The sequence below is a fragment of the Cellulomonas sp. ICMP 17802 genome (genome assembly GCF_041295535.1).
GTDB lineage: Bacteria > Actinomycetota > Actinomycetes > Actinomycetales > Cellulomonadaceae > Cellulomonas.
This window is the reverse complement of record NZ_JBGFQZ010000057.1, coordinates 1-5,808: the sequence shown is the minus strand read 5'-3', so window position 1 is coordinate 5,808 and position 5,808 is coordinate 1. Positions and strand designations below refer to the sequence as shown.

General features: G+C 75.0%; 6 protein-coding genes and 1 pseudogene. All 7 read left to right on the top strand.

Annotation, left to right across the window (positions count from 1 at the left end; genetic code table 11):
- A partial coding sequence (gene pyrF / locus AB5970_RS19075) for an orotidine-5'-phosphate decarboxylase (protein ID WP_370505527.1) occupies positions 1 to 792 on the top strand: 792 nt, incomplete at its 5' end.
- Positions 793 to 935: 143 nt separating this feature from the next.
- Positions 936 to 1,247, top strand: a complete 312-nt coding sequence (gene mihF, locus AB5970_RS19070) for an integration host factor, actinobacterial type (protein WP_370505526.1) — start codon at positions 936 to 938, stop codon at positions 1,245 to 1,247.
- Between the two features lie 55 nt (positions 1,248 to 1,302).
- Positions 1,303 to 1,872, top strand: coding sequence for a guanylate kinase (gmk, locus tag AB5970_RS19065; RefSeq protein WP_370505525.1), 570 nt, complete (start codon positions 1,303 to 1,305; stop codon positions 1,870 to 1,872).
- Between the two features lie 41 nt (positions 1,873 to 1,913).
- Positions 1,914 to 2,177, top strand: a complete 264-nt coding sequence (rpoZ, locus tag AB5970_RS19060; RefSeq protein ID WP_028046344.1) for a DNA-directed RNA polymerase subunit omega — start codon at positions 1,914 to 1,916, stop codon at positions 2,175 to 2,177.
- A gap of 9 nt (positions 2,178 to 2,186) precedes the next feature.
- Positions 2,187 to 3,383 (top strand): bifunctional phosphopantothenoylcysteine decarboxylase/phosphopantothenate--cysteine ligase CoaBC, encoded by a 1,197-nt coding sequence (gene coaBC / locus AB5970_RS19055; protein WP_370505524.1) that lies wholly within the window; start codon positions 2,187 to 2,189, stop codon positions 3,381 to 3,383.
- A gap of 43 nt (positions 3,384 to 3,426) precedes the next feature.
- Entirely contained in the window at positions 3,427 to 4,629 is a 1,203-nt protein-coding gene (gene metK / locus AB5970_RS19050) for a methionine adenosyltransferase (protein WP_370505523.1), read from the top strand.
- 94 nt (positions 4,630 to 4,723) lie between these two features.
- Positions 4,724 to 5,808: pseudogene (locus tag AB5970_RS19045) on the top strand (primosomal protein N'); the annotation flags it as partial.

Sequence of the window (5,808 nt, the reverse complement as noted above, 5' to 3'; positions counted from 1 at the left end):
CTGTGCGTCGGCATCGACCCCCACGCGAGCCTGCTCGACGCGTGGGGGCTGCCCGACGACGCCTCGGGCCTGCGACGCTTCGCGCTCACCGTGCTCGAGGCCGTGGCCGGGCAGGTCGCGGCCGTCAAGCCGCAGGCCGCGTTCTTCGAGCGGCACGGGTCCGCCGGGGTCGCGGTGCTCGAGGAGGTCGTCGCCGCCGGCCGCGACACCGGGACGCTCGTCATCGTCGACGCCAAGCGGGGCGACATCGGCTCGACCATGGGTGCCTACGCGGAGGCGTTCCTGCGCGACGGCTCGCCGCTGGCCGGGGACGCGCTCACCGTGTCGCCGTACCTCGGCTTCGGGTCGCTGGACCCGGCGGTCGACCTCGCGCTCAGCTCCGGCCGCGGGCTGTTCGTGCTCTGCCTGACCTCCAACAAGGAGGGCCCCGAGGTCCAGCACGCCCGCACCGACGACGGGGTCACGGTCGCGGCCCTCGTGGCCGCCCGGGCCGCGGCGCTCAACGCGCACGCCGACCCGATGGGCTCGATCGGCCTCGTGGTCGGCGCGACGATCGGCGACGCCGCCGCGCGCACGGGCGTCGACCTCGCCGCGGTCAACGGTCCGCTCCTCGCCCCGGGCGTCGGAGCGCAGGGCGCGGGACCGCGCGAGCTGGCGCAGGTGTTCGGCTCCGCCCGCCGGCAGGTGCTGGCGTCCTCCTCCCGCGGGGTGCTCGCGGCCGGACCGTCCGTGAGCGCGCTGCGGGCCGCGGCCCGGAAGGCCTCCGACGAGGCCGCCGCGGCGCTGTCCTGAGCTCGGACCGGTGTGTCGCCGCAGGTCCGGGCGCATCGGACGGCCGTTCGCATTGCCGATGAGGGTGGCGCTCGCTAGTTTCGTTCTCACGATCCCGCGCACTCCACGTGGGTCGCCGGCCCACTGACGAGAAGGTGACGCGCGTGGCTCTCCCCCCGCTGACTCCCGAACAACGAGCGGCAGCGCTCCAGAAGGCGGCGGCCGCCCGACAGGCCCGCGCCGAGGTCAAGAACCGCCTCAAGTACTCGCAGGGCACGCTCTCCGAGGTGATCGCGCAGGGGCAGCAGGACGAGACGATCGGCAAGCTCAAGGTCCTCGCCCTGCTCGAGTCGCTCCCTGGCGTCGGCAAGGTCAAGGCTCGTGCGATCATCTCCGAGATCGGAATCTCCGAGACGCGGCGCGTCCGCGGTCTCGGACCGCACCAGGTGAAGGCCCTGGTCGACCGCTTCGGGTGAACGGCTCGGGGTGGGACCGGCCGCACCGCGCAGCTCGAGGAGTACCGCACCACCCATGACGACGACGCCTGCCCGGCTGACCGTGCTCGCCGGACCGACCGCCGTCGGCAAGGGGACGGTGTCCGCCGACGTCCGCCAGCGCTATCCGGAGGTGTGGCTCTCGGTGTCCGCGACGACGCGGCCACCGCGACCGGGCGAGGTCGACGGCGTGCACTACCTGTTCGTCTCGGCGGACGAGTTCGACCGGATGGTCGCGCGCGGCGACCTGCTCGAGTGGGCCGTCGTGCACGGCCGCAACCGCTACGGGACGCCGCGCCGGCCGGTCGAGGAGCGGCTCGCCGCGGGCAAGCCTGCGCTGCTGGAGATCGACCTGCAGGGCGCGCGCCAGGTGCGCGAGTCGATGCCGGACGCGCACTTCGTGTTCCTCGCGCCGCCGTCGTTCGCCGAGCTCGAGCGGCGGCTCGTCGGCCGGGGGACCGAGGACGCCGAGGAGCGCGAGCGCCGGCTGGCGACCGCGCGGGTCGAGCTGGCGGCCGAGGCGGAGTTCGACCAGGTCATCGTCAACGACGACGTGCACCGGGCGACGGACGAGCTGGTCCGCGGGATGGGCATCGCGACCAGGTAGGGTGGGGCCAGCCCCACCCCTTTCACGTACGGGAGATCACCGTGTCCGGAACCGTCGCCGCCCCCACGGGCATCACCGACCCGCCCATCGACCGTCTGCTCGAGCGTGCCGACTCCAAGTACGCGCTCGTCCTGTACTCGGCCAAGCGCGCGCGCCAGATCAACGCCTACTACTCGCAGCTCAACGAGGGCCTGCTCGAGTACGTCGGCCCGCTGGTGGACACCCGCCCGCAGGAGAAGCCGCTCTCGATCGCCATGCGCGAGATCGACGCCGGCCTGCTCACCTCCGAGGCCACCGAGGGCTGACCTGCCCCCATGCGCATCGTTCTCGGCGTCGCGGGCGGGATCGCCGCCTACAAGGCCGTCCTGCTCCTGCGTCTGCTGCGTGAGGACGGTCACGCCGTCCGTGTGGTCCCCACGCGGGCGGCGCTCGAGTTCGTGGGCCGTGCCACCTGGGAGGCCCTGTCGGGCCAGCCGGTGACCACGGACGTGTTCGAGGACGTCGACCAGGTGGCGCACGTGGCCGTCGGCAAGCAGGCCGAGCTCGTGATCGTCGCCCCGGCGACGGCCGACCTGCTCGCGCGGGCCGCCACGGGCCAGGCCGACGACCTCCTGACGGCGACCCTCCTCGTCGCGCGCTGTCCGGTGCTGCTCGCCCCGGCCATGCACACCGAGATGTGGGAGCACCCGGCCACCGTGGCCAACGTCGCCACGCTGCGCGCCCGCGGGGTCCACGTGCTCGACCCCGCCGCGGGACGCCTGACGGGCGCGGACACGGGCCTCGGGCGGCTGCCCGACCCCGAGGACATCGCCGCCGTCGCGCTGGCCCTCGTCGCGGACCGCCCGCACGACCTGTCCGGCCGGCACGTCGTCGTCTCCGCCGGCGGCACCCGCGAGCCCCTCGACCCCGTCCGGTTCCTCGGCAACCGCTCGTCGGGCCGCCAGGGCGTCGCGCTGGCGCGCACGGCGCTCGCCCGAGGCGCCCGCGTCACCCTGGTCGCCGCGAACATCGACGTCCCCACCCCGCCCGGCGTCGACGTCGTCCGCGCCGAGACCGGCGCCGAGCTGCGGGACGCCGTGCGGGCCGCGGCCAAGGACGCCGACGTCGTGGTCATGGCGGCCGCCGTGGCCGACTACCGGCCGCGCACCGCCGCCGGGTCCAAGCTCAAGAAGCAGCACGACGGCGAGCCGACCGTGCTCGAGCTCGTCGAGACGGTCGACATCCTCGCCGAGCTCGCCGCCGACCGGCTGCGCGGGGGTCAGGTCGTGGTCGGCTTCGCGGCCGAGACCGGTGACGCCTCGGGCAGCGTGCTCGAGCACGGCCGCGCGAAGGCGCTGCGCAAGGGCGCCGACCTGCTCGTCGTCAACGCCGTGGGCGGCGGCCGGGGGTTCGGCAGCGACGCCAACGACATCACGATCCTCGACGGGACCGGTGAGGTGGTCGCCGAGGCGAGCGGCAGCAAGGACGAGGTGGCGGACGCCGTCTGGGACGCCGTCGTCGCGCGAGGCTGAGATCCGACCACCCACATCGGGCGCGCCCATTACGCTGTCGGCCATGACCGAGCCCGACATGCGCCTGTTCACGTCCGAGTCCGTGACCGAGGGGCACCCGGACAAGATCTGTGACCAGATCTCCGACGCGATCCTGGACGCGATCCTCGAGCAGGACCCGGCGGCCCGCGTCGCCGTCGAGACGATGGTGACCACCGGTCTCGTGCACGTGGCCGGCGAGGTGACCACGAGCGCGTACGTGGAGATCCCGCAGATCGTGCGCCAGGTGGTCCGGGGGATCGGGTACACGTCGTCGGCCATCGGGTTCGACGGCGACTCGTGCGGCATCTCCGTCTCGATCGGTCAGCAGTCCCCGGACATCGCAGCCGGCGTGGACAAGGCGATCGAGGTCCGCGAGGACTCCTCCGACCTCGACCCGCTGGACGCGCAGGGCGCGGGCGACCAGGGCCTGATGTTCGGGTACGCCAGCGACGACACCCCGACGCTGCTGCCGCTGCCCATCTGGCTGGCGCACCGCCTGGCCGAGCGCCTGACGCTCGTGCGCAAGGAGGGGATCCTGCCGGGCCTGCGTCCCGACGGGAAGACCCAGGTGACCATCGGCTACGACGGCGACCGGGCCGTGAAGCTCGACACGGTCGTCCTGTCCACGCAGCACGACCCCGACGTGCAGCTGGAGACCGCGCTGCGCCCGGGGATCGCCGAGCACGTCGTGGCACCGGTCCTCGAACAGCTGGACCTGGACGCGACCGGCTACCGCCTGCTGGTGAACCCCACGGGCACGTTCGTCGTGGGTGGTCCCCAGGGCGACGCCGGCCTCACGGGCCGCAAGATCATCGTCGACACCTACGGCGGCATCGCGCGGCACGGCGGTGGCGCCTTCTCGGGCAAGGACCCGTCGAAGGTGGACCGCTCCGCCGCGTACGCCATGCGGTGGGTGGCCAAGAACGTGGTCGCGGCCGGCCTGGCCCGGCGCTGCGAGGTGCAGGTGGCCTACGCGATCGGCAAGGCGAACCCGGTCGGGCTGTACGTCGAGACGTTCGGCACCGAGACCGTGCCCGTCGCGCGGCTGACCGCGGCGATCCGCGAGGTGTTCGACCTGCGCCCCGCCGCGATCGTGCGCGACCTCGACCTGCTGCGGCCGATCTACCGCAAGACCGCCGCCTATGGGCACTTCGGCCGCGAGCTGCCCGAGTTCACCTGGGAGCGCACCGACCGCGTGGCGGACCTGCAGTCCGCGGTGGGCTGACGCCGGCCCGTCGTCCTGGGGGCACCCCGCCCGCGCGGTGGGTGGCGGATGGTGTGATGGGCGCGTGGACGTGAGCGCGGGCGGCGAGCAGCTGATGCTCGAGGGCCTCCCGCAGCCTCGCCGGCGCGCCCGGGCCGCCGCCGTCGGCGGTGTCCCGATGGCCGAGCGGCTCCCGGTCGCCCGGGTCTGCGTCGACCTCGTCCCGGCGCACCTCGACCGCGTCTTCGAGTACCTGGTGCCCGCGGCGCTGGCCGACACGGCGGTGCCCGGCACGCGCGTGAAGGTGCGGTTCGGCGCCCAGGGGGACGTCAACGGCTACGTGCTCGAGCGCGTCGACGAGGCGGAGCACGACGGCACGCTGGTGCCCCTGCGCAAGGTGGTCTCCGCCGAGCCTGTGCTCACGCCGCAGGTCGCCCGGCTGGCCCGGGCGGTCGCGGACCGCTGGGCCGGCACCCTGAACGACGTGCTGCGCCTCGCGATCCCCGCGCGGCACGCCCGGGTCGAGGCGGAGGTGCCGGCGGTCGCGAGCGAGCCCGTGGTGCCGTCGCCGTCGGCCACGGCGTGGGCGCCCTACCGCGGCGGCCCGGCCTTCCTGCAGCACCTCACTGCGGGCGGTGCGCCCCGCGCCGTCTGGTCGGCGCTGCCCGGCGCGGCGGGGGAGCGGTGGCCCGACGCGATCGCCCAGGCCGTCGCCGCGTGCGTCCTGGGCGGGCGCGGCGCGCTGGTGGTCGTCCCCGACGCGCGGGACATCGACCGCGTCCTGGAGTCGCTGCAGGACGCGGGCATCCCGCGCTGGACCCCCGGCGCGACCGGTGGCGCCGTCCGGCTGGCGGCCGACGACGGGCCGGCCGTGCGGTACCGCTCGTTCCTCGCCGCCCTGCGCGGCCAGGCGTCCGTCGTCGTCGGCACGCGGGCGTCGGCGTTCGCGCCGGTGGCGGACCTCGGCCTCGCGGTGGTCTGGGACGACGGCGACCCGCTGCACGCCGAGCCCCGGACGCCGTACCCGCACGTCCGCGAGGTGCTCGCCCTGCGGTCCGAGCTCGAGGGCTGCGCGCTGCTCGTGGCCGCCCACGGGCGCAGCGTCGAGGCGCAGGCGCTGGTCGAGTCCGGGTGGGCGCGGGAGGTCGCCGCCGACCGGGCGACGACGAGGGCCCGGGCCGCCCGGGTGGTCGCGCTGAC

What these genes read in the sequence shown, in the direction of transcription:
- gmk (WP_370505525.1), top strand. Translation starts at nt 1,303, where the DNA reads ATGACGACGACGCCTGCCCGGCTGACCGTGCTCGCCGGACCGACCGCC.
- coaBC (WP_370505524.1), top strand. Translation starts at nt 2,187, where the DNA reads ATGCGCATCGTTCTCGGCGTCGCGGGCGGGATCGCCGCCTACAAGGCC.
- metK (WP_370505523.1), top strand. Translation starts at nt 3,427, where the DNA reads ATGACCGAGCCCGACATGCGCCTGTTCACGTCCGAGTCCGTGACCGAG.